Source organism: Enterobacter sp. CPE_E1241, assembly GCF_045618265.1.
Classification (GTDB): Bacteria; Pseudomonadota; Gammaproteobacteria; order Enterobacterales; family Enterobacteriaceae; genus Enterobacter; species Enterobacter adelaidei.
The window spans coordinates 2641265-2662747 of sequence record NZ_JBIWYV010000001.1 but is presented as its reverse complement, the minus strand read 5'-3'; the positions used below and the strand labels follow the sequence as shown (position 1 = coordinate 2662747).

At 52.9% G+C, this 21483-nt stretch carries 19 protein-coding genes and 1 pseudogene; 9 read left to right on the top strand and 11 right to left on the bottom strand.

What is annotated here, in order from left to right; genetic code table 11:
• Positions 1–241 precede the first annotated feature (241 nt).
• The 3 genes from ACJ9Y9_RS13025 to ACJ9Y9_RS13015 form a co-directional block, all read right to left on the bottom strand.
• Positions 242–3337, bottom strand: a complete 3096-nt coding sequence (locus tag ACJ9Y9_RS13025) for a multidrug efflux RND transporter permease subunit (RefSeq protein WP_028018812.1) — start codon at positions 3335–3337, stop codon at positions 242–244.
• 4 nt (positions 3338–3341) lie between these two features.
• Complete coding sequence (locus ACJ9Y9_RS13020; protein WP_028018813.1) at positions 3342–4205, bottom strand: ABC transporter six-transmembrane domain-containing protein; 864 nt, start codon at positions 4203–4205, stop codon at positions 3342–3344.
• A gap of 169 nt (positions 4206–4374) precedes the next feature.
• On the bottom strand, positions 4375–4767 hold the full coding sequence (locus tag ACJ9Y9_RS13015; protein ID WP_374936333.1) for a transporter: 393 nt from the start codon (positions 4765–4767) through the stop codon (positions 4375–4377).
• A gap of 265 nt (positions 4768–5032) precedes the next feature.
• Between ACJ9Y9_RS13015 and ACJ9Y9_RS13010 the strand changes: the two genes are divergently transcribed.
• Both ACJ9Y9_RS13010 and ACJ9Y9_RS13005 read left to right on the top strand, forming a co-directional pair.
• On the top strand, positions 5033–5737 hold the full coding sequence (locus ACJ9Y9_RS13010; protein ID WP_028018815.1) for a response regulator: 705 nt from the start codon (positions 5033–5035) through the stop codon (positions 5735–5737).
• Positions 5734–6798: an ATP-binding protein gene (locus ACJ9Y9_RS13005; RefSeq protein ID WP_028018816.1), complete on the top strand. Its 1065-nt coding sequence runs from the start codon at positions 5734–5736 to the stop codon at positions 6796–6798. The genes ACJ9Y9_RS13010 and ACJ9Y9_RS13005 overlap by 4 nt, the downstream gene beginning before the upstream one ends.
• On the opposite strand, the pseudogene ACJ9Y9_RS13000 reads toward ACJ9Y9_RS13005, so the two are convergent.
• The 7 genes and pseudogenes from ACJ9Y9_RS13000 to pspF all read right to left on the bottom strand — a co-directional run bounded on the left by ACJ9Y9_RS13000 (position 6779) and on the right by pspF (position 14226).
• Positions 6779–7721, bottom strand: a pseudogene (locus ACJ9Y9_RS13000) (ATP-grasp fold amidoligase family protein). The gene ACJ9Y9_RS13005 and the pseudogene ACJ9Y9_RS13000 overlap by 20 nt on opposite strands.
• 159 nt (positions 7722–7880) lie before the next feature.
• Positions 7881–8687, bottom strand: coding sequence for a putrescine export ABC transporter ATP-binding protein SapF (gene sapF, locus ACJ9Y9_RS12995; protein ID WP_028018817.1), 807 nt, complete (start codon positions 8685–8687; stop codon positions 7881–7883).
• A 1-nt stretch (position 8688) separates the two neighbouring features.
• Positions 8689–9681 (bottom strand): putrescine export ABC transporter ATP-binding protein SapD, encoded by a 993-nt coding sequence (gene sapD, locus ACJ9Y9_RS12990; protein WP_028018818.1) that lies wholly within the window; start codon positions 9679–9681, stop codon positions 8689–8691.
• A complete protein-coding gene (sapC, locus tag ACJ9Y9_RS12985) occupies positions 9681–10571 on the bottom strand; it encodes a putrescine export ABC transporter permease SapC (RefSeq protein ID WP_028018819.1) in 891 nt (296 codons plus the stop codon). The genes sapD and sapC overlap by 1 nt, the downstream gene beginning before the upstream one ends.
• Complete coding sequence (sapB, locus tag ACJ9Y9_RS12980) at positions 10558–11523, bottom strand: putrescine export ABC transporter permease SapB (protein WP_028018820.1); 966 nt, start codon at positions 11521–11523, stop codon at positions 10558–10560. The genes sapC and sapB overlap by 14 nt, the downstream gene beginning before the upstream one ends.
• Complete coding sequence (gene sapA / locus ACJ9Y9_RS12975; RefSeq protein WP_028018821.1) at positions 11520–13160, bottom strand: ABC transporter substrate-binding protein SapA; 1641 nt, start codon at positions 13158–13160, stop codon at positions 11520–11522. The genes sapB and sapA overlap by 4 nt, the downstream gene beginning before the upstream one ends.
• Before the next feature lie 88 nt (positions 13161–13248).
• Entirely contained in the window at positions 13249–14226 is a 978-nt protein-coding gene (pspF, locus tag ACJ9Y9_RS12970) for a phage shock protein operon transcriptional activator (protein WP_028018822.1), read from the bottom strand.
• Positions 14227–14392: 166 nt separating this feature from the next.
• Between pspF and pspA the strand changes: the two genes are divergently transcribed.
• The 7 genes from pspA (at position 14393) to tyrR (ending at position 20146) form a co-directional block, all read left to right on the top strand.
• Positions 14393–15061: a phage shock protein PspA gene (gene pspA / locus ACJ9Y9_RS12965; protein ID WP_028018823.1), complete on the top strand. Its 669-nt coding sequence runs from the start codon at positions 14393–14395 to the stop codon at positions 15059–15061.
• Between the two features lie 54 nt (positions 15062–15115).
• On the top strand, positions 15116–15340 hold the full coding sequence (pspB, locus tag ACJ9Y9_RS12960) for an envelope stress response membrane protein PspB (protein ID WP_028018824.1): 225 nt from the start codon (positions 15116–15118) through the stop codon (positions 15338–15340).
• Positions 15340–15699, top strand: a complete 360-nt coding sequence (gene pspC, locus ACJ9Y9_RS12955) for an envelope stress response membrane protein PspC (RefSeq protein WP_028018825.1) — start codon at positions 15340–15342, stop codon at positions 15697–15699. The genes pspB and pspC overlap by 1 nt, the downstream gene beginning before the upstream one ends.
• 12 nt (positions 15700–15711) lie before the next feature.
• Entirely contained in the window at positions 15712–15930 is a 219-nt protein-coding gene (gene pspD / locus ACJ9Y9_RS12950) for a phage shock protein PspD (RefSeq protein WP_028018826.1), read from the top strand.
• A 115-nt stretch (positions 15931–16045) separates the two neighbouring features.
• Complete coding sequence (locus ACJ9Y9_RS12945) at positions 16046–17443, top strand: YcjX family protein (protein WP_407226173.1); 1398 nt, start codon at positions 16046–16048, stop codon at positions 17441–17443.
• On the top strand, positions 17440–18492 hold the full coding sequence (locus ACJ9Y9_RS12940) for a YcjF family protein (RefSeq protein WP_028018828.1): 1053 nt from the start codon (positions 17440–17442) through the stop codon (positions 18490–18492). Before ACJ9Y9_RS12945 ends, ACJ9Y9_RS12940 begins: the two co-directional genes overlap by 4 nt.
• Positions 18493–18604: 112 nt before the next feature.
• Complete coding sequence (gene tyrR / locus ACJ9Y9_RS12935; RefSeq protein ID WP_028018829.1) at positions 18605–20146, top strand: transcriptional regulator TyrR; 1542 nt, start codon at positions 18605–18607, stop codon at positions 20144–20146.
• A gap of 35 nt (positions 20147–20181) precedes the next feature.
• Here tyrR and ACJ9Y9_RS12930 read toward each other — a convergent pair whose 3' ends face one another.
• Entirely contained in the window at positions 20182–21390 is a 1209-nt protein-coding gene (locus tag ACJ9Y9_RS12930; RefSeq protein WP_028018830.1) for an aldose 1-epimerase family protein, read from the bottom strand.
• Positions 21391–21483 lie beyond the last annotated feature (93 nt).

The following is a 21483-nucleotide window of genomic DNA, read 5'->3' as shown; positions in this document are numbered from 1 at the left end:
TTGCCTTGTAATTCATAGTGTTACAGGCAGTATTTCAAAATCATTCGAAATTAGCTCGAAATTATAGCCCACTCACAGCCCCTTGTGTCACGATATTTCTCGCACTTCTCCGAAGACGCATGCCCCGAAGAATGCGTCGCGGACTCGCGGGGACTCAAAATTTCAGCATTAGTCCAGTATATCACCCGGCAACACGTTCACCTCATCCAACCAGCGAGAAAGCGCGATCCCGCAAGGGTATTCACGCTTTGCTGAGGTTATCGATGAAGCGCGCGATGACGATAAAGAAAACCGGTACGAAGAAGATCGCGAGAAGCGTACCGCTAATCATTCCGCCAAATACGCCGGTACCGATGGCATGCTGCGTACTGTCGCTCGCACCATTGGCCAGCATCAACGGAACAACCCCTAAGGTGAAGGCTAACGACGTCATCAGAATGGGGCGCAGACGCTGGCTGGCAGCATGAATGGTTGCAGCCAGCAGGGGCTGCCCCTGTCGATGGAGCTGCCTGGCAAATTCAACAATCAGAATGGCGTTCTTGGCCGACAGGCCGATAAGCGTAATCAGGCCGACCTTGAAGAAAACGTCATTCGTCATGCCGGTAACGGACACCGCTATCACCGCGCCGATAAGACCCAGCGGAACAACCGGCATGACCGCAAAAGGAATAGACCAGCTCTCATACAGGGCGGCCAGCACCATAAACACGACCAGTATCGACAGGACGATAAGGCCCGGAAGCTGAGATTCCGATTTTCTCTCCTGCAATGAACTCCCGGCCCACTCGCCAGCCATGCCCTGAGGCAGACTCCTGGACACGTTCTCCATAACCTTCATTGCGGTGCCGCTGGACTCTCCCGGCGCCGCATTTCCGGTAATGCGAATAGCCGAATATCCCTGATAACGCGTCAACTGCTGCGGCGCAACGTTCCAGGAAAGCGTGGCAAACGTCGATACCGGCACCATCTGTCCCATCCGGTTTTTCACTGATAATGTCAGTATCTGCTCTGGCTGCATTCGGTGGGGCGCATCGGCCTGAATAATCACCTGCTGAACGCGGCCGTTATTCGTATAGTCATTGACGTAATTTGAGCCCAGGGTGACGGAGAGCGTCTGGTTGATTTCATCGAATGAGACGCCCATCGCTTCCGCCTTTTCTCTATCAACCTGGAGCGCAAGGCTTGTTCCTTCCGGAAGTCCGTCTATATAGACGTCATTGAGTTCAGGGCGTTGGTTGGCTTGCAGGACCAGTGCGTCGGCAGCGCGCTTTAACGCCTCGTAGCCTAGTCCCGCTCTGTCCTGCACGTACCAGGTGAAGCCCGAGGAGGTGCCCATATCCGAAATGGCCGGCGGGAGCAGGCTCATCGTGACGGCATCAGGGACGTTTGCCATACTGGCCTGTATCCAGTCGGCTTCCCCCTGGGCCGTCGAGCCCTGCCGATCTTTCCAGTCCTTCAGCGTGGTGAAGGCCATAGCCGAATTTGGTCCTGAACCTGAAAATCCAAACCCCAGGATCATAATGTTGCTTTCAATATCCGGTCGGGCCGCAATTTCCTCTTCAAATTTTTTAACCACGTCGAGGGTACGCTGCATTGTGGCATCAGAAGGCAGTTGGATTGAGGACATAAAGTAGCCCTGATCTTCATCCGGCAGAAAGGACGACGGTAACGAAGACAATCCCAAAAACAGCGCAGCACAAAGCGCAGCGTACAGGAGCAGCATACGCCCGGTTCGCTTCAGAACGGCACCCAGCCCGGCTTCGTAACAGGCGGTGAGCGAACGAAAGCGCGCGTTAAACCCGACTGCGAACCTTCCACCTCCGCTCTTTTCTGCCTTATGCGGCTTGAGTAACGTTGCGCACAGGGCAGGCGTCAGCGTCAGGGCAAGAAACGCGGACAGCAGTATGGAGACTGCCATGGAAATACAAAATTGTCGGTAGATAATCCCGACGGATCCTTCGGCAAACCCCATGGGGATAAAGACGGCGGTTAGTACCAGCGTGATGCCTATAATCGCCGGGGTGATTTCCTGCATGGCTTGCCGCGTGGCGTCACGCGGGGACAGGCTTTTTTCCTCCATCAGTCGTTCAACGTTCTCCACAACCACGATGGCATCATCAACGATAATCCCTATCGCCAGGACCATGCCGAACATCGTCAGAATATTGATGGAGTAGCCGCTCAATAGCATCACCGTGAAGGTGCCAAGAAGTGCGACGGGCGCAACAATCGCCGGGATAAGCGTACAGCGTATCTTGTGCAGAAACAGCAGCATAACCAGGAAGACCAGGACCATCGCCTCTACAAATGTCTGAACAACCTTCATGATAGAAAGTTTCACAAACGGCGCGGTATCGAAGGGAACCGTAAACCCCATTCCTTCGGGTAACACCCGGGAAAGCTCGTCGATGCGCGCCCGTACGCCGGAAGCTGTACTCATTGCATTCGCGCCAGGCGAGAGCTGGATTGCCGCCGCCGTTGCGGGCACGCCATTTTCACGGATACCAAAGGCGTAGCTTTGCAGGCCAGATTCAATCCGCGCAATGTCGGACAATTTCAGGCGGGCGCCGGATGCGTCAGATTTCAGGGTGATATTTCTGAACGCCTCTACCGAGGAGAGTTGTCCCTTCACGGTGATGGGATACGTCACCCCTTGTCCTGCAGATGCGGGCTCATCTCCCGTTTTACCAGGCGAAACAAGGGCATTTTGCTGGCCAACAGCGGTAAGAACATCACTCACCGAAAGCCCGTAGCTGTGGAGCTTCATGGGATCCAACCAGATGCGCAGCGCTTTTTCGCCGCCAAACAGCTGAACTTTCCCTACGCCGGGCACGCGACGAAGCTCGTCACTGACATTTCTGGCAAAGTAGTCGCTTAAATCGGCTTCCTCAAATTGACCCGTCGCGGACTTCAGCCCCACCATCATTAAAAACCCAGAGTTAACGGCCTCAACGTTAATGCCGTTTTGCCTTACCGCCTGAGGTAGACGAGGCTCGACGATCTTAATCTGATTCTGCAGATCCATCTGCGCCAGCTTGATGTCCGTGCCCGGTTTAAACGTAACGGTAATCGATGCTGAACCGGTTGTGTCACTGGATGATTCAAAGTAGAGCAAATTATCTACGCCAGAGATTTCGCGCTCGATTAACGATACCACCGACGTGTTCATGACATCGGGGCTGGCCCCCGGGTAACTGACGGAAATAATGATTCCAGGGGGCGCCACCGCCGGATACTGCGCAACCGGCAAACGGGGAATAGACAGGAGTCCTGCCAGAACGATAAAAAGCGCCACTACCCAGGCGAAAACGGGGCGTTCAATAAAAAAATGCGGCATTAAATTAACGTCCCGTTACGTGAATTTCATCATCAGTGGATACGCGCTTACCGATATCCCTGAGCTGCGAAAATTTCTCAAGAAGCTGCGGTGCATCATCGAGGCTCGTCGCGAACATCCACATGTAGGTCATCACCGAATAAATATGTCCGGCGGTGATGCCGGTTGAGCGCGTCATCCAGACGATGGTCAGCGTAAAAAGCGCGGCAACAAGCACGCCAACCCACAAATAACCCCACGCCTCGCGGTCAGATAATGCGATACGTAAACGCGCCAGCGTGGAGTAATGTCGGTGAAGCGTGGCCGTGCCCGCCTTATGAACATAATCCACTTCTTTTTCCAGCCGATTATTCAGGCGCATGAACAGCCATTCATTTTTACGGGCGTATCCTGAAACAAATCCGAGCAGGATAAATACAATCGCAAAGCACATGACGCCGGCCCAAAATTCAATAAACATCAACATGATTGCGGCACCAAAAAGTGAGCTCAGCGAAGTAATAAGCAGGGGAAGGTGCATTTCAAAGAAATCTACATATTCGCGTGAGAGCGTTACCCTGGCGGCGATCGCCGAATGGTTAAGCTGATATTTGCGCTGTGCCAGGACGACGGAAACCGCGAGTCCGGCATAAATGCGTGCAAACGTGCGCGTGTCTACGCTCCGTCTGGCTGCACCGATGAACCACATGCAAAGTACCATCAGGCCATACAGCGCGGCGTTAAGCGTTTCACCGGCGAGGATGGCATTTATCGCGATGCCAGCCAGTACGGGATAAAGTAAAAACGTCACGTTTTCGGCCACCACCAGGAAAAAAGTGACAACCAGTTTTTTCCGGTGCCGTATTGCGAGTTTTTTTAGCGAGTGCATTACTCCGGCAGGTTCAGAAGAACGAAGATTATTACGGTTCATCATTATGGGTAATTTTTATCAGGTTTTTTCAGTGAGTTATTTTTGTGCAAAATAGCGTGAGGGAGAGTCTACCGCGCACCTGTTTAGCGGAAATGGGCGGTTTGTGGAGGTTGTGTGGAGCAACGGCTCAAATCATTCTTATAATAAGGTACAGCGGGGCTCCACCAAAAAAAATGATCAAATAACACTCGTAGTAAAAGATCAGATCCTCGATATCAGGTATCACGTTTAACAGCACGGTGAACGTAATAATGAGATAAACAAAAATCACCATCAACCAGAAGGCGACGACGAGTAGCTCAGTCAACGCGCCAGCTTTATTCTGGATTATCAGAGAGACAACCGACAATGCGATGCAGCCATAGATGATGGGTGAAGAGAGTAGCGTTGAGGCGACTTTTTCATCCATTTTGTGTACCAGCACCAGCCAGGTATAAAGTAATCCCCAGGACAGCAGCAGGAACAGGGAATATATGCCCAGCTTTTTGGGAGAGAAATATTTAGAAAGTTCCATGTTCATTATTTGAGTCAACTTCATAAAGTCATTAAGTAACAGGATTAATTTGCAACGCCCAATGTAAAAAGAGTTTTGTCTCAATAACGATTGTGTACGGGCATTGTCGAGTCTTTATTGACGAAATGTGTAGGCTGTATGGAGAATTAACCGGGCAGGTAAATCAGCCGGGAATTTTTCGTGACTACGGCACTTTCTCCCGGCGGCTGTGTCTTATTGTGCTAAAGAGATCTGATAGCGAGCTCAAAGGGTTTTCACCCACGGAGATAAAATGTACAAAAATACGCTGATCCTAGTTGTTGAAGATGAAGACGAAATCGCCGATATACTGATGAGCTACTTAGAGCGTTCGGGAATGAAAACGCTCCGAGCCCGGCAGGGCGAGCAGGCCATAGCGCTCAATCGCCTCCATAAACCTGATCTCATATTGCTGGACATTCACCTGCCCGTATGTGACGGCTGGAGTGTACTCACCACGATTCGTCAGGAAAGTGTTGTCCCCGTCATTATGGTTTCCGCTCTCGATCAGGATGTCGATAAGCTCATGGGGCTGAGGCTGGGCGCGGATGATTACGTGATCAAACCCTTCAACCCTTCTGAAGTTGTCGCACGGGTTGAGGCGGTGCTGCGCAGGACAAAACCCGCGCTTCAGCAGACGGGTTCCCAGCCGCTCAGAACGCCATTTATTACGGTCTATCCGGATGACTTCTACGTGGAAGTCACCGTGGAGGCAGAGGTTGTCTCCCCGGTATTAACGACGACCGAATTTAAATTGCTCACATACCTGGTGAGATACCCGCGAAAGGTCTGCTCCCGCGAAGAGCTACTCAACACATGTCTGCCGGAAGGGGATACGCTCGACAGAACGGTCGACAGCCATATGAGCAAGTTGCGTAAAAAACTGGAGCTTGCTGGCCTTTACGGTGTTCCAGAGAGCATCAGAGGCATGGGTTACCGGCTTGGGGAAAAGAAATGAACAAAGAGTCTGTTCTGAGTCGTCAGATCTTAACGTATATGCTGTTGTTGACGTTTACGATCATTGCCATCGCCGTACTCGGCTCCTGGTTTTTTTACTCCTTTATTCTGGAACACCTCCCGGGCGGCGCTGCTGCGGGCGATGACGAGCAGATGACGATGTGGGACTGGGTATGGATTGGGACCGCGACAACGATCAGTCTGATTATTGCACTCTTTTTCACGATCAAACTTTCATCGCGGATCCTCACCCCGCTAAACGCGGTAGCGTCCAGCCTGAAAAAGATTTCTCAGGGCGATCTGGACGCCAGGGCATTCTGCGCCAGTTCCCGGCTGGGTGAGATCAATCACCTGGTGACGGATTTCAATGAAATGGCGGAAAAATTACAGACGCTGGATATTCAGAGGAAATCCTGGAATGCCGCTATTGCGCATGAGCTGAGAACCCCAGTCACGATATTACGCGGACGGCTTCAGGGGTTGGTTGACGGCGTTTTTACCCCGGACCCGGTGCTGTTTAATAATCTTCTCAAACAGACGGAAGGGTTAACCCGCCTGATTGAAGATCTCCGGGTTATCAGTTCGGATGGCGGGGCGGGTTACACGTTATGCCAGTCCAGAACGGATCTCAAAGGGACAATACAGAATGCACTCGATACGTTCATGCCCGAGTTCAGCCGTAAGGCGTTTACCGTCAATACAGACCTGAGGGATCAGCAATGCGTATTCGATCCATTACGCATCAATCAGTGTCTGACCGTTTTATTTGATAATGCCTTACACTATTCAACCTCGCGCACGCTCATCGTGAAAAATGGCGTTTCTGATAAAGGCAATTATATCCTTATTCAGGACGGGGGACCGGGCATCCCCGGAGAGTTTCATGATTTCCTGTTTCAGCCCTTTCAGCGCGATAATGGCGCCAGACATGTGAACCCGGAAGGCTGTGGTTTGGGCTTGTCGGTGGTAAAAGCCATCATGCTGGCTCATGGTGGCGATGTTACCTATACCTTATCGACGCAAAACCACTCGATATTTAAACTCACCTGGCCCGACTCGTGAGCTTCAGCGGCAGGTCAAATGTGCCTGCCGGCGATAAATGCCATATTTTTCCTAACTTAGCATCCCATTCCTGCGGGGTAATCGTCAGTTTACCGCGTCTCGGGCTTAAGGTTATCTCGCTGAAATAGATTTCGTCTCTTTTTAACATAAGGTCCACACGGCAGTAGTCAATGCCATGCGCCAGCTCCTGGGAGGCTAACAAAGCCTGTCGGAACAAGAGCGGTTCGCCTGGCTCTACTGAAGTATTCGGATATTCCATCCGGAAGGGTTGTAAGTTCCAGTGCCTGTCATAAACGTTGATAAACCCTTTGCCGTTATCATCCGTAAAATCCGCTTCTACATAGTGAGCAACACCATGAAAGCAATGGATCCTCAGCATTTCGGGCGTTGTGTTCCTGTCAGCATCGTCGAAGAGATCGACAAACGGCTCGCAAAGTATACTCGGCGTAATGTTTTTGTACTGCCATTCGCGCGTGGTGTAGTAAAGATTTTTCTTTAACGCGAGGCTCAGCTTTTTACACGCTTCTCTTTCATTAAATTGCGATTTGTTTGTACATAATTATTGTGCTGCCGCTGTCATGGTTGCACTTAAGGACGAATTTGTCAGGAAGAACTGAAAAATCAATCTGCGACGGCCTCGTATAAACGCCGATTAATGGCACTGTTTTCACGCGCGTTGTTCTGGAGGAAACGTACGCCCGAACGGCGAGTTTATCGGCAAGCATCGTGTAGAAGTTATTATGGTCATAGACCAGACGATGGCATATTTTTTCACTCAACGTTGTGGGTGAGTTAATGTCAGGGTTTTTCCCGGATACTCTTTTAAGCCTCATGGTATGAAAGTGCAGGTCCGTCATTAAAAATGAACGGCATTTTCTGATGAGATACTCTGTGTATTTTAGAACGTAAGTGACAGTGTTCATTTCTTCTCCTCCGTATTGTCCGGATATTCTGGAGAAGAACTGTTGATTGATATTGCTTAAAATATGGAGCAGGGGTGGAGACGAAAAATTAAAGGATTAAATAGCGTACGCAGGCTATTTAATCCTTAATTTAGGGGGGATTTGTGTTTACCGTCGCGCTTAGCGGTCCTTTCTCCACGCATCAGCCGTCAACGCTTCACCGAAATGACCGGCAATCAGCCGTTTTGTCAGCTCATGAAGCGGAGAGGCCATCACATCCGCCGTGCTGCCGCGCTCGACAACTTCGCCCTGGTGCATGACCATCACCTGGTCGCTGATGTGTTTCATCATCCCCAGATGTTGGGTGACGTAGATATAAGAGATACCCTGTTTTTCCTGCAATTCCAGCATCAGGTTAATTAACTGCGAACGCATCGACATATCCAGCGAGGCAAGCGCTTCGTCGGCAATGATCACTTTCGGGCGCAAAATCAACGCGCGCGCCAGGCCCAGACGCTGTTTCTGACCCGGGGCTAACATATGCGGGTAATAGCTTTCGTGATCGGGCAACAACCCAACCATACGCAGGGTTTCGAAGATACGCTTACGGCGCGCCTCTGGCTCCAGATCGGTGTTCAGACGCAGCGGAAAATCCAGAATTTGTGAAATGCGCTGACGTGGATTGAGCGAGGTTGACGGATCCTGGAAAATCATACGGATGCGCTGGCTACGGAAAGAGTAATCACCGAATTCCAGGGGATGATCGTCAATCAACACTTCACCTGCCGTCGGTTCAACCATGCCGGCGAGCATTTTCGCCAGGGTGGATTTCCCGGAACCGTTCTCGCCGATGATCGCCAGGGTCTGTTTTTCACGCAGCGTAAAGCTCAGCGGTTTCACCGCGTCGACGGTTTGACGATGAAACAGCCCCGTACGGTAGCGAAAGGTCTTACTCAGGTTGCGAACTTCCAGCAAAGTTTCGACCATTTCACTCTCTCTCCATGTTCAGTGGGAAATGACAGGCGTAAAGATGATTTTTGGCCCCGGTCAGGCGTGGCGTCTCAATACATTTACGCTGAGCATACGGGCAACGCGGGCCGAGACGACAGCCTATCGGCAAGGACTCCAGCAGTGGAATGGCTCCTGGCAACGTATTCAGGCGACTCTTATGCGGCATGGCGCTGCCAAAATCCGGAATGGCACGGATCAGCGCCTGCGTGTATGGATGATGCGGCGCGTTGATTAAATCTTCACTGGGCGCTGTTTCGACCGTTTGCCCGCAGTACATGACATCAATTTTGTCGGCCCATTTGCTAAGCATCTGCAGGTCATGGCTGATCAGCAAAATGGTGGTGTTGTTATTCTGGTTGAGACGCGACAGCAGGCGGAAAATTTGCGCCTGCGTGGTCGGTTCCATCGCGTTTGTCGGCTCGTCGGCAATCAGCAAACGCGGCTGATTAGCCAGCGCGATGGCAATCATCACTTTCTGACACTCGCCGTCGGTCAGCTCATACGGGAAGCTGCGCATGGCATCTTTATGATCTTTGATCCCGACGCGGTGCAGCAGCTCAATGGCGCGACGCTTGCGCCAGCCAATGCGCTGCCACCAGCGGCCTTTATAGGTCCAGCCTGGTATGTTCTGCATCAGCTGTTTGCCCACGCGCTCGGACGGGTCGAGACAGGATTGCGGCTCCTGGAAAATCATTGAGACGTTATGGCCCACCAGCTTACGACGCTCGCGGTGGGAGAGGCGCAGCAGGTCAATATCATCGAACCGCATACGGTCAGCGGTCACGCGCCAGTTATCTTTTGCCACACCGCAGATGGCTTTAGCGATCAGGCTCTTGCCCGAACCGGATTCTCCCACCAGCCCGCGAATTTCACCCTCAGCGAGGGTGATACTGATGCGATCGACGGCTTTAACCCAGCCTTCACCGGTTTTGAACTCGATAGTGAGGTTGCGAATATCAAGAAGCGGCATTATTGCACCCCCGCGTTAATTGCACGGCGAATACCGTCGCCCAGCAGGTTGATAAGCAGCACGCTCACCATAATGGCCGCACCTGGCAACATAACCACCCACGGCGCCACGTAGATGAGCTCCAGGGCATCGCCGAGCATTGCACCCCATTCAGGTGACGGCAGCTGTGCGCCGAGGTCGAGGAAACCGAGCGCCGCGATGTCCAGAATCGCCATCGACAGGGCGCGGGTGATCTCGGTGACCAGCCCGGAAGCGATGTTCGGCAGAACGGCGAACCACAGAATATTGAACGTTGTTGCCCCGTCCAGACGGGCGGCGACGACATACTCTTTTTCCAGCTCATCATGCACCATGCTGTAAACCGAGCGAACGATGCGGGGTAAAATCGCTAGCCAGACGGCGAACATGGCATGCGACAGATGCGGACCCGCAAACGCGACGACAATGATTGCCAGCAGCAGAGACGGGATCGAGAGCAGGGTGTCCAGAATGTGGTTCAACACCGCCGAACGCAGGCCATGGGTGGAACCTGCAAAAATGCCGAGCGCCAGACCACAGATCGTTGCCGCAAAGGTCACCACAAATGCGCCACCCACCGTTGGCGCTGCACCGCTCAACAGGCGGCTTAACACATCGCGCCCAAGGTCGTCAGTGCCCAGGAAGAAAGAGACCTCACCGTAGCGTGACCAGGAAGGCGGCAGCAGCTGATAGCCAAGGAACTGTTGGTCAATGCCATACGGCGCAAACCACGAGCCAAAGACGCAAAGCAAGACCAGACCGGCACAGCCATACAGGCCGATCATTGCCGTGGTGTCACCATAGAATTTACGCCACACGGTACGCAGCACACCGGGCGTGCGCTTTTCACTGTATACGTTATCGTAAGGCATACCATTCCTTATGCTTCAATGGGTTAGCCATCGCACCCAAAATATCGGAGATCACGTTAACAATAATCACCAGCGAGCCAATCACCATGACACCTGCGGAAATAGCCGCATAGTCCTGCTGGCGGATGGCGTTTATCAGCCAGCGTCCGAGCCCCGGCCAGCTAAAGACCATCTCGGTGATCATTGCCAGCGTTAACATGGTGGAGAACTGTAGCCCGAGTCGTGGGATCACCGGTGGCAGCGCATTGTGTAGCACATGACGGCGCAAAATGGTCAGACGTGATAATCCACGCGTGGCGGCGGCTTTGACATAGTTTTGATCAAACACCTCGATGGTGCTCAGACGCATCAGACGGATCACTTCGGTCGTTGGGGCAACCGCCAGCGTTAGCACCGGCAATACCATATGGCGCAGCGCGCTGACGATCATCTCATGACGCCACACCGAATCAGAGAGCCATGCGTCTATGATTGCAAAACCGGTCACCGATTTAACGGTATAGAGCAGGTCAAAACGACCGGAGACCGGAAGCCAGCCCATGGTCAGTGAGAAGAAAAGCGTCAGCAGCAGCGCCAGCCAGAAGACAGGGATCGAGAAGCCGAGCAGGGCGAGAGCGCTGATAAACTTATCCTGCCATTTGTTGCGATAAATTCCGGCCAGCATGCCCACGGGAATGCCGACCATCAAAGCAAAGCCGAAGGCCAGAATGCACAGCTCCATCGTGGCCGGAAAAACCTCTTTTAGCTGATCGGAGATCAACTGCCCGTTAATGCTGGAGACGCCAAAATCCCAGTGCAGTAGACCGTTAAACCAGAAGATCCAGGCATCCCACAGCGATGACCCCTGAAGTGGGGCATGCGGCGTGAAATAGCTCAGGCTGAAGCCGACGAAATTCAGGAAAAAGAGCGTCACCAGCAACAGAAGAAGCCGACGTAAGGTAAAAATAATCATGGTTTTTTCACCTCTTGTTCTTTTTCGCGCGACACTCCGGCGAACGAGGCGTTGCCAAACGGGCTCAACACCAGACCTTTAATATCATAACGATAGGCCTGAAGGCGCAGGGAAGAGGCCAGCGGCAGTACGGGCAACTCCTGGGCAAGGATCTTCTGTGCTTCGTCATAGGCGTCGATACGTGAGGCCAGCTGCTGGGAAGCCAGTGCTTTTTGCAGCACAGCGTCAAACTCCCGGTTACACCAGTGGGCATAGTTGGTCTGCGAGTTGATCGCCGCACAGCTCAGAAGCGGCCGGAAGAAGCTGTCCGGATCGTTACTGTCGGTCGCCCAGCCGGTCAGGGTTAAATCATGGTTCATGTCCATCAGGCGTGCCTCCTGGAAACGACCCTCAACCGGTACGATGATCACTTTCACGCCCACCTGCGCCATATCGGCCTGCAGCAGTTCGGCGGTTTTCAGTGGACTTGGGTTCCATGCCTGGGAGCTGGTGGGCACCCAAAGTTGCAGGGTCAGGTTTTCCGCGCCCAGCGCTTTCAGTTGTTCACGCGCTTTTGCCGGATTGTACTCCGTAATTTTAGCTTCACCGTCATAGGCCCATGAGGCGCGCGGTAAAATTGAGGCGGCGGTTTCCGCCGTGCCGTAGTAGATCGACTGCATCAGGCGCTGATTGTTGATCGCCAGCGCAAGGGCATGGCGGACGGCAGGATTATTTAACGGCGGTTTGTCGGTATTAAACGCCAGATAGGCAATATTCATACCCGGGCGTAACGTCAGGCGCAGGCGCGGATCGTCGCGCAAAATGGTGAGCTGGCTGGCAGCAGGCCAGGCGAGCACGTCGCACTCCCCGGTCAGCAGTTTTGACAGTCGTCCCGTCCCGCCAGAACCGAGATCGACCACGACCTGCGGCATCAGCGGCGTGCCGCGCCAGAAATGCTCGTGACGTTGCAGGCGAATATATTGACCCGCGCGGTATTCGGCGAGCTGGAACGGACCGGTGCCGACAGGTTGACGATCGAGCAGCTCCTGATGGTCCGATTTAGTCAGATTCGCCGCATATTCAGCAGACATGACTGACGCATAATGGGTTGCCAGGTGCCAGAGGAAGGAGGCATCCGGGCGCGTCAGTGTAAATTCAACGGTCCGGTTATCCAGCTTGCGCACGCTTTTAACCGTGTCGGCAAACTGCAGGCTGTCGAAATAGGGGAAGTTGCTGCCGTTAACATTATGCCACGGGTGGTTGCGGTTAAAGATTCGCTGGAAGGTAAAGACCACATCATCCGCATTCAGCTTGCGCGTTGGGGTAAACCACGGCGTTTTTTGAAACGCGACATCATCACGCAGATGAAAACGGTAGGTGGCGCCGTTATCAAGCACTTCCCAGCTTTCCGCAAGCTCAGGCACCAGACGATAGGTGTAAGGATCGACATCCAGCAGACGATCGTAAAGTTGTGCGGCAAGCGTATCGACAATCAGGCCGCTGCCCGCCTTTTGCGGGTTGAAAGTATCCACCTGACCGCTTACGCAATAGACGAAGCCGCTGTCACGAATATCAGGCTGCGCAACGTGCTCGGGCGCAGCAAAGGCCAGGCTGCTGAAGAGACCGAGTGCAAAAAAGGACGATAAAACCAGACGCATAATTTTTAAGGTTTTTAGGTTCGATCTGCAAAGTGTATCGCACTTACGCCTGCTTCGTAAAAATGTCTGCGGGTAAGTGCTGATATTGTCAGCGCATTTGATGCTTTTTGAGCAATGCCCTTAATTGATGGTAGGTCAGACCCAGGAGTTCAGCCGCGCGTTTCTGGTTATATTTCGCCGTCTTCAGACTTTGCTCAAGCAACTGCTGCTCCTGATGATGCTGAAACTGACGCAAATCAAGAGGAAGAGTGGGTGACTCGCTCGCTAACGACGGTGCGGAAGCCGGCTGTATGGTGCGCTGGAAAGGATCGATAATGATGTTATCCAGCTCCGTCTCACTGCTGCCGTGGCGGTAAACAGAACGCTCAACGACGTTTTTCAGTTCACGGATATTGCCCGGCCAGCGGTAAGCAAGGAGTGTTTCCTGAGCAGATTCGCTGAAACCTGGAAACAGCGGCAGGCCGAGCTCCCGGCACATCTGAATAGCAAACTGCTCTGCCAGCAGCATGATATCGCTTTTGCGCTCGCGCAGCGGTGGAAGCTGAACGACGTCAAAAGCCAGGCGGTCAAGCAGATCGGCACGGAATTTTTCCTCCGCCACCATTTCCGGCAGGTTGGCGTTAGTGGCGCACACCAGGCGCACATTGACCTGCAGCGGCTGGCTGCCGCCTACGCGTTCCAGCTCGCCGTACTCAATCACGCGCAGCAGTTTTTCCTGTACCAGCATGGGTGCGGTGGCCAGTTCATCAAGAAAGAGTGTGCCGCCATCGGCGCGTTCAAAACGCCCCGGATGGCGTTTTTGAGCGCCGGTAAACGCGCCCGCTTCATGGCCGAAAAGCTCGGTGTCGAGCAGGTTTTCATTCAGCGCCGCACAGTTGAGGGAAATGAAGGGGCCATCCCAGCGCCCGGATAGATAATGCAGGCGGTTGGCGATCAGTTCCTTACCTGTACCGCGCTCACCAATGATGAGCACCGGTTTATTCAGCGGCGCGAGGCGAGAGACCTGTTCCAGCACTTCCAGAAAACTGTTTGCTTCACCGAGTAGATTGTCTTTGTATCCAGGCATGATGAAATTAACCACTCCTTAGCGATATTCACCAGGTAAGCATAGTTATCCGTTGCGTTAAAATCAATCAGATCAAGTAAAATCAATAAGATAAAAAACTGGCATGGTATTTGTATTATCTGTTCAGCAGGGCATTGCCCGATAACAGAACTATGAGGACTAGATTATGGGTATTTTTTCTCGTTTTGCCGACATCGTGAACGCCAACATCAACTCACTGCTTGAGAAAGCGGAAGATCCGCAGAAGCTGGTACGTCTGATGATTCAGGAGATGGAAGACACGCTGGTTGAAGTGCGTTCTACCTCCGCCCGTGCGCTGGCTGAGAAGAAACAGTTAACGCGTCGTATTGAACAGGCTACCGCTCAGCTGAACGAATGGCAGGAAAAAGCCGAGCTTGCGCTGCGTAAAGATAAAGAAGATCTGGCCCGTGCAGCGTTGATTGAAAAACAGAAGCTGGCGGACATGATTGCAGCGCTTGAGCATGAAGTGACGCTGGTGGATGACACTCTCAACCGCATGAAGAAAGAGATTGGTGAGCTTGAAAACAAACTGAGCGAAACCCGTGCGCGTCAACAGGCACTGGCTCTGCGCCACCAGGCGGCAAGCTCTTCACGAGACGTTCGCCGTCAGCTGGACAGCGGTAAACTGGATGAAGCGATGGCGCGTTTTGAATCGTTTGAACGTCGTATCGATCAAATGGAAGCGGAAGCCGAAAGCCATAGCATCGGTAAGCAAAAGTCGTTGGATCAACAGTTCGCTGACCTGAAAGCCGACGATGAAATCAGCGAGCAGCTGGCGGCACTGAAAGCCAAAATGAAGCAAGATAACCAATAATAATTTATGCGGCACCTGAGCGTGCCGCCATGCATCGTAAGACAAGGAGTACACATGAGCGCGCTTTTTCTGGCCATACCTCTGACTATTTTCGTGCTGTTCGTTTTGCCGATTTGGTTATGGCTGCACTACAGCAACCGTTCTTCACGGGGCGAGCTTTCCCAGAATGAACAACAGCGTCTGGTACAGCTATCCGAACAGGCGAATAAAATGCGCGAACGCATTCAGGCACTGGAAGATATCCTGGATGCCGAGCATCCAAACTGGAGGGATCGTTAATGTCTGGACTGAATCTGAACAAAAAACTGTGGCGAATTCCGCAGCAGGGTATGGTGCGCGGCGTCTGCGCCGGGCTGGCCCATTATCTTGATGTTCCAGTGAAGCTGGTCCGTGTCGTCACGGTATTGTCTATTTTCTTCGGCCTCGCGTTTATCACCCTGGTGGCGTACATCATTCTGTCATTTGTACTCGACCCGATGCCGGAAGGTGAACTGGCTGCGGAAGGTGCGCCAACCAGCAGCGATCTCCTGAATGCAGTGGACGATCAACTGGCCGCAGGTGAAAAGCGGTTGCGGGAAATGGAGCGCTATGTCACCTCGGATACCTTTACGCTGCGCAGTCGTTTTCGTCAGCTTTAAGAGAGAGCCTACATGAAGCAAAACTGGCAACAGGCCGGTCAGAAGGTCAAACCCGGCCTGAAAATCGCAGGTAAACTGGTCCTGCTGACGGCGTTACGTTACGGCCCGGCGGGTGTGGCGGGCTGGGCAATCAAATCTGTTGCCCGTAAGCCCGTCAGATTGTTGCTGGCCGTGGCGCTGGAGCCACTGCTGCAGAAACTGGCCGGACGTCTCGCAGGAAAATTTAAATAATAGTGGTATGGCATGCGCATCAGCGTGCCGTTTCACTGTACGGTTTTATTCCTTTCATGTAGCCCCCATGTCATATTTTTAAAAAGAGATAATCCTTCAGGCAAAAAGGACGGCGATGAAGCGACTTAAGAACGAATTCAATTCACTGGTGAACCGCGGTGTTGACCGTCATTTGCGTCTGGCGGTGACAGGTTTGAGCCGCAGTGGTAAGACGGCATTTATCACCGCGATGGTGAATCAGCTTCTTAACCTGCACGCCGGGGCACGCTTGCCTTTGCTTAGCGCCGTGCGGGAAGAGCGTCTGCTGGGCGTTAAGCGCGTACCTCAGCGCGATTTTGGCATTCCACGATTTACGTATGATGAAGGGCTGGCACAGCTTTATGGCGACCCACCCACGTGGCCGACGCCAACCCGAGGGGTAAGTGAAATTCGTCTTGCGTTACGCTTTCGTTCCAATGAATCCCTGATGCGCCACTTCAAAGATACCTCAACACTGTATCTTGAAATCGTCGATTATCCTGGCGAATGGCTGCTCGATTTACCCATGCTGGCGCAGGATTATCTTAGCTGGTCCCGTCAGATGACGAGTTTGTTACAGGGTCACCGCGCGGAGTGGTCAGCAAAATGGCGGCAATTGTGCGAAGGCTTAGATCCGCTCGCGCCTGCTGATGAAAACCGTCTGGCGGCTATCGCGGAAGCCTGGACGGCGTATCTGCATCAGTGCAAACAGGAAGGCCTGCATTTTATCCAGCCGGGGCGTTTTGTCCTGCCGGGCGATTTAGCCGGAGCGCCCGCGCTGCAGTTCTTCCCGTGGCCGGACGTGGATGGCACCGGAGAGTCAAAACTGGCTCAGGCCGACAAGCACACGAATGCCGGGATGCTGCGCGAGCGTTACAATTACTACTGTGAAAAGGTGGTCAAAGGTTTCTACAAAAACCACTTTTTACGTTTTGATCGTCAGATAGTGCTGGTGGATTGTCTTCAGCCGCTTAACAGCGGGCCACAGGCTTTCAACGATATGCGCCTCGCGCTGACACAGCTGATGCAGAGTTTTCACTATGGTCAGCGGACGTTATTTCGCCGCCTGTTCTCGCCGGTGATCGACAAGCTGCTGTTTGCGGCCACCAAAGCCGATCATGTTACGGTCGATCAACACGCCAATATGGTGTCGCTGCTGCAACAACTGGTCCAGGATGCCTGGCAAAATGCCGCTTTCGAAGGGATCAGCATGGATTGCCTTGGGCTGGCGTCCGTGCAGGCGACGCAAAGTGGGCTGATAGACCTTAACGGCGAAAAAATACCGGCATTGCGCGGGAACCGTCTCAGCGACGGCGAGCCACTTACCGTTTATCCGGGTGAAGTGCCCGCGCGGCTTCCAGGCCAGGCGTTCTGGCTGAGCCAGGGCTTCCAGTTTGAAGCCTTCCGACCCCAGGCCATGAGCGTCGATCAACCGTTACCGCACATTCGTCTGGATGCGGCACTGGAGTTTTTGATTGGAGATAAATTGCGATGACGGAACCGTTAAAACCACGCATAGACTTTACCGGAACGCTTGAGCAAAAGAATCAGGAAGCGTTTAAAACGGCACAAACGTTCAGTGGTGCGCAGGCTGAAAACTTTGCCCCGGCGCTGACGGAGGAGCCTGATGTAGAGGAAGGCCAGGCGGAAGCTGTCGTTGAGGCTGCTTTACGCCCGAAACGCAGCCTGTGGCGCAAGATGGTCACCGCCGGTCTGGCGCTGTTTGGAGTAAGTGTGGTTGGGCAGGGCGTACAATGGACGATGAATGCCTGGCAAACCCAGGACTGGGTTGCGCTCGGCGGGTGTGCTGCGGGTGCTCTGATTGTGGGGGCGGGTATTGGCTCGGTTGTAACGGAGTGGCGTCGCCTCTGGCGTCTGCGGCAGCGCGCGCATGAGCGCGATGAAGCGCGGGATCTGCTCCACAGTCACGCTACCGGAAAAGGTCGCGCATTTTGTGAAAAGCTCGCCAGTCAGGCAGGAATTGATCAATCGCATCCGGCACTTCAGCGCTGGTATGCCGCCATCCATGAAACCCAGAATGACCGTGAAGTGGTCACGCTATATTCTCATATGGTCCAGCCGGTGCTGGACGCCCAGGCGCGGCGCGAGATTAGCCGCTCTGCGGCGGAATCCACGTTGATGATTGCCGTCAGCCCGCTGGCGCTGGTCGATATGGCATTTATCGCCTGGCGTAACTTGCGCCTGATTAACCGTATCGCGAATCTTTACGGCATCGAGTTGGGTTATTACAGCCGGCTCAGACTGTTTAAACTGGTTTTGCTCAATATCGCCTTTGCCGGTGCGAGTGAGCTGGTGCGCGAAGTGGGAATGGACTGGATGTCACAGGATCTGGCGGCCAGGCTCTCAGCCCGTGCTGCTCAGGGTATTGGGGCGGGTTTATTGACGGCGCGTTTAGGTATTAAAGCGATGGAAGTCTGTCGTCCGCTTCCCTGGATTGATGACGACAAGCCGCGGCTGGGGGATTTCAGGCGCGAGTTGATCGGTCAGCTCAAAGAAACGCTCAATAAAAAACCTGCCCCGTGAGGTTTTGTTCACTAATCGTGCTGGCTGTCAATATTTGTTGACAGCCATCTTCCGGATCACCGTGTTCTGACATATCATTTTACTGTTATTGGCTTAAAACGGTGAATTTCCCATGCGTCTTGAAGTCTTCTGTGAAGACCGTCTCGGTCTGACCCGCGAATTACTCGATCTTCTTGTTTTACGTAGCATTGATTTACGTGGCATTGAGATCGACCCTGTCGGGAAGATTTACCTCAATTTTGCCGAAATTGAATTTAATACCTTCAGTAGCCTGATGGCCGAAATCCGCCGTATCGCTGGCGTTACGGATGTACGTACTATCCCGTGGATGCCCTCTGAGCGTGAGCATCTGGCGCTGAGCGCGCTGCTGGAAGCGATGCCAGAGCCTTTCCTCTCTCTGGATTTGAAAAGCAAAGTAGAACGCGTTAACCACGCCAGCTGTCAGCTTTTTGCGCAGAGCCAGGACAAGCTCAGCAACCACAACGCCGCGCAGTTGATTCCCGGTTTTAACTTCCAGCGCTGGCTGGACAGCAACCCCCAGAACACACATAGCGAGCACGTTGTTATCAACGGACAGAATTTCCTGATGGAGATCACGCCGGTCTATCTGAAAGGGGAAAGCAATACCCGCGTGTTAACTGGTGCGGTGATCATGCTGCGATCAACGTTACGTATGGGACGTCAGTTGCAAAACCTCTCCAGTCAGGATGTAGGGGCATTCAGCCAGATTATTGCCGTCAGCCCGAAAATGCGTCATGTGATTGACCAGGCCCGTAAGCTCGCGAGTTTGACTGCGCCGCTGCTGATTACCGGCGATACCGGCACCGGGAAAGACCTGCTCGCTCACGCCGTACACCTGGCGAGCCCGCGTGCTGCAAAACCGTATCTGGCGCTTAACTGCGCCTCCATCCCTGAAGATGCCGTCGAAAGCGAGTTATTCGGTCACGCCCCAGAAGGCAAAAAAGGGTTCTTCGAACAGGCGAACGGTGGTTCGGTGCTGCTGGACGAGATCGGCGAAATGTCGCCGCGCATGCAGGCTAAGCTGCTGCGTTTCCTGAACGACGGAACGTTCCGCCGCGTCGGTGAGGATCACGAAGTGCATGTGGACGTGCGCGTCATTTGCGCCACCCAGAAAAACTTGGTGGAACTGGTGCAAAAGGGGATCTTCCGCGAGGATCTCTATTATCGCCTCAACGTCCTGACACTCATCATTCCACCGCTGCGCGATTGTCCGCAGGATATCATGCCATTAACGGAACTGTTCGTGGCTCGCTTTGCCGACGAGCAGGGGGTTCCCCGTCCTAAGCTGTCTGCCGATCTCGGCACGGTATTAATGCGCTATGGCTGGCCGGGCAATATTCGTCAGCTCAAAAACGCCGTTTACCGGGCTCTGACGCAGCTGGAAGGATATGAATTACGTCCGCAGGATATCTTGTTGCCAGATTACGACGCCGGGTCAGTATCCGTCGGTGAAGAGGCGATGGAAGGTTCACTGGATGAGATCACTAGCCGTTTCGAGCGTTCAGTGCTGACACAGCTTTATCGCAGCTATCCAAGCACCCGCAAGCTGGCGAAACGCCTTGGTGTCTCGCATACCGCGATAGCGAATAAGCTGCGTGAGTATGGTTTAAATCATAAGAAGGGCGACGAATAACAAAAAGCCTCTGTAAAGAGGCTTTTTTTTTTCGCTTATTCCTTCGCAAGAGGCGTGGTTACGATTTCTGTTTTGGTGTCTCCCTGAATCGACGCAATTCTGTTTTCCACATCTTTCACCTGTTGCGGGTTGTGAAGCAGGGTATAGGTCAAATCAAACTGCGTGCTGGCGCCAGGCTGCAACTGCTTAACGCGTTTCTGCTCGCGTTCGATGGTGACGGGGTACGCGTAGCTGGTGCCTGGCTCAATACCTGTGACATAACCCTGTTTCAGCGTGTCGGTGTTTTTCCAGAGAGTCAGCACGGGCAACTGGCGAGTATCAAACTGAATTGACGCACCTTTATCACCGGCTTTATTGATCACTGCTGCAAGCGTTTCGTGGTTATTATCCGCGAGCGGTTTGATATTAAAGACCATCTCATCAAAGCCTTTTGTTGGCCCTGCATAAGTCTGCCAGTCGTTAACACCGGCTTTGGCGTAATCATTGAATGGGCTCACGCTTACCGCCGGGGCAAGGAATCGCGCGCCTTCTTCGAGGATCGGTGTTCCAAAGTTACTGTGATAGATGATTTGATAATCATGAGGGTAATCAGCATGGTTAGTCAGAACATCATGCAGGCTGAACTGGTTGCTTCCAGGAACGTAACGCAGTTCGGTCATGGTCTGCAGATCGGCTTTCTTGAACGTACTCTCTTTGATTAAACCGCGAATGCGAATCTCATGTGGGGCAGCATCAGCAACTTCCACTTCCACCTGCGAGGCAGGCGTATTACCCGCCTTACCGTGAAGGGTATAGATTTGTCCATCAGCGGTGACCGGATGGCCTGTCCACTCATAGCCACATCGCACCATCATCTCATTGAAACCTTCCAGCCAGCCGAGTCCGTTTCGACTTTCCAGATTAATATAGGCCGGGTTCACGACCTCTTTAACTGGGGAATTCCACCCGAGTTTGGTACCAAACCCTTCGACATGCAGGAGATCCATGCCACGAGTCGGGCTTAACGCAATTATCAGTCCATTTTTACTGCTGATGATGATGACTTTACTGCCTTCCTGTTTACCCCCGTGTAAGACTTTTTGCTCAATGCTGAACGTTTGATCTTTAACGTTCAGCTCACCGCTGGAAATCTTCCAGTTCCCTTTCTCCACGCTGCTTTCAGCACTTGTCAGCACCCAGGTTTTAGCCGCAACTTGGCCAGAGATCAGTACTGCGAGTATCGTAAACGCCAGTTTGATTTTCATTTTCATTCCTTTTTGCTGAAACGATTATTTGATTTCGTAAGAAAATCTAAAGGTTTAACAAAAATGGAAATGTGATGTGCTTCACCAGGCATG

Excerpts from the sequence above, each read along its gene's own strand:
- ACJ9Y9_RS13025 (WP_028018812.1), bottom strand. The coding sequence starts at position 3,337 with ATGCCGCATTTTTTTATTGAACGCCCCGTTTTCGCCTGGGTAGTGGCG.
- ACJ9Y9_RS13020 (WP_028018813.1), bottom strand. The coding sequence starts at position 4,205 with ATGCACTCGCTAAAAAAACTCGCAATACGGCACCGGAAAAAACTGGTT.
- ACJ9Y9_RS13015 (WP_374936333.1), bottom strand. The coding sequence starts at position 4,767 with ATGAACATGGAACTTTCTAAATATTTCTCTCCCAAAAAGCTGGGCATA.
- ACJ9Y9_RS13010 (WP_028018815.1), top strand. The coding sequence starts at position 5,033 with ATGTACAAAAATACGCTGATCCTAGTTGTTGAAGATGAAGACGAAATC.
- ACJ9Y9_RS13005 (WP_028018816.1), top strand. The coding sequence starts at position 5,734 with ATGAACAAAGAGTCTGTTCTGAGTCGTCAGATCTTAACGTATATGCTG.
- sapF (WP_028018817.1), bottom strand. The coding sequence starts at position 8,687 with ATGGTCGAAACTTTGCTGGAAGTTCGCAACCTGAGTAAGACCTTTCGC.
- sapD (WP_028018818.1), bottom strand. The coding sequence starts at position 9,681 with ATGCCGCTTCTTGATATTCGCAACCTCACTATCGAGTTCAAAACCGGT.
- sapC (WP_028018819.1), bottom strand. The coding sequence starts at position 10,571 with ATGCCTTACGATAACGTATACAGTGAAAAGCGCACGCCCGGTGTGCTG.
- sapB (WP_028018820.1), bottom strand. The coding sequence starts at position 11,523 with ATGATTATTTTTACCTTACGTCGGCTTCTTCTGTTGCTGGTGACGCTC.
- sapA (WP_028018821.1), bottom strand. The coding sequence starts at position 13,160 with ATGCGTCTGGTTTTATCGTCCTTTTTTGCACTCGGTCTCTTCAGCAGC.
- pspF (WP_028018822.1), bottom strand. The coding sequence starts at position 14,226 with ATGCCTGGATACAAAGACAATCTACTCGGTGAAGCAAACAGTTTTCTG.
- pspA (WP_028018823.1), top strand. The coding sequence starts at position 14,393 with ATGGGTATTTTTTCTCGTTTTGCCGACATCGTGAACGCCAACATCAAC.
- pspB (WP_028018824.1), top strand. The coding sequence starts at position 15,116 with ATGAGCGCGCTTTTTCTGGCCATACCTCTGACTATTTTCGTGCTGTTC.
- pspC (WP_028018825.1), top strand. The coding sequence starts at position 15,340 with ATGTCTGGACTGAATCTGAACAAAAAACTGTGGCGAATTCCGCAGCAG.
- pspD (WP_028018826.1), top strand. The coding sequence starts at position 15,712 with ATGAAGCAAAACTGGCAACAGGCCGGTCAGAAGGTCAAACCCGGCCTG.
- ACJ9Y9_RS12945 (WP_407226173.1), top strand. The coding sequence starts at position 16,046 with ATGAAGCGACTTAAGAACGAATTCAATTCACTGGTGAACCGCGGTGTT.
- ACJ9Y9_RS12940 (WP_028018828.1), top strand. The coding sequence starts at position 17,440 with ATGACGGAACCGTTAAAACCACGCATAGACTTTACCGGAACGCTTGAG.
- tyrR (WP_028018829.1), top strand. The coding sequence starts at position 18,605 with ATGCGTCTTGAAGTCTTCTGTGAAGACCGTCTCGGTCTGACCCGCGAA.
- ACJ9Y9_RS12930 (WP_028018830.1), bottom strand. The coding sequence starts at position 21,390 with ATGAAAATCAAACTGGCGTTTACGATACTCGCAGTACTGATCTCTGGC.